The sequence below is a fragment of the Lactobacillus kitasatonis DSM 16761 = JCM 1039 genome (assembly GCF_000615285.1).
GTDB lineage: Bacteria > Bacillota > Bacilli > Lactobacillales > Lactobacillaceae > Lactobacillus > Lactobacillus kitasatonis.
The window spans coordinates 1-802 of the sequence record NZ_BALU01000035.1 but is presented as its reverse complement, the minus strand read 5'-3'; the positions used below and the strand labels follow the sequence as shown (position 1 = coordinate 802).

Sequence of the window (802 nt, the reverse complement as noted above, 5' to 3'; positions counted from 1 at the left end):
AAAACTGCTTTTTTGTCCGCTAATTAATCAAATGCTTATAAAAAAGCCCGCCTTTTTGGTGGACTCTTCCAAATTAATAAAAAAACACAGAAATTCACTAAAAAATAATGAATTTCTGTGTTTTACTATCTGAACTAAAAATTCAGTTTTTTCTATGCAGTTAAAGAATACTTCTAAAATTTATCCAAGACTTAACTTGATGGGTCATTAATTACTCGAAGTTTTTAACTTTAATATATCTATTCTTGGCAATTCGATACATCTGATGACCATTAATATTGAATGGAGCACCATAAGTTCTTACTAAACGCCACTTCTTTAGTAGGAGTTTAATGCCCTTGATGCGAACAACCTTCCCCTTGTGATTATAAACAAATGCATTATGTCTCAGTACTCTCAATGTTCCATCAAAGTTTCCAGACTTGATATATTCATCTTTGCCAGCTACCTTGTAATACTTGATTCCATTGATAACTACAGGGGTCTTATCAACTACAACTGTTATATAAGCTTTAATAAATGGCTTTTTAATTCTTACTCCTTGGTTATCATATAAGTAAGCCGCATGCATTAGGAACTTAGTAATAGTATCTTCAACGCTAGGATTTACTGTTGGCTGTGTACTTGTAGTACTGTTTGATCCATTAGTTGAGTCATTATTATCTGTTGCTTGACTACCTGATGGAAGATTATCTTTGTTGGCATCATCTTTAGTTGCAGAAGTAGTAGGAACCTTAATGTTCTTAATGTTTTCAACACCAGTGTTCTTAGCTGATTCAACATCAGTGACAGTTGATGCCTT

The 802-nt window shown here is 32.9% G+C and carries 1 protein-coding gene; it reads right to left on the bottom strand.

Annotation, left to right across the window (positions count from 1 at the left end; all coding sequences use genetic code 11):
* Nucleotides 1-211: 211 nt before the first annotated feature.
* A partial coding sequence (locus JCM1039_RS11635; protein ID WP_025015625.1) for an SLAP domain-containing protein occupies nt 212-802 on the bottom strand: 591 nt, incomplete at its 5' end.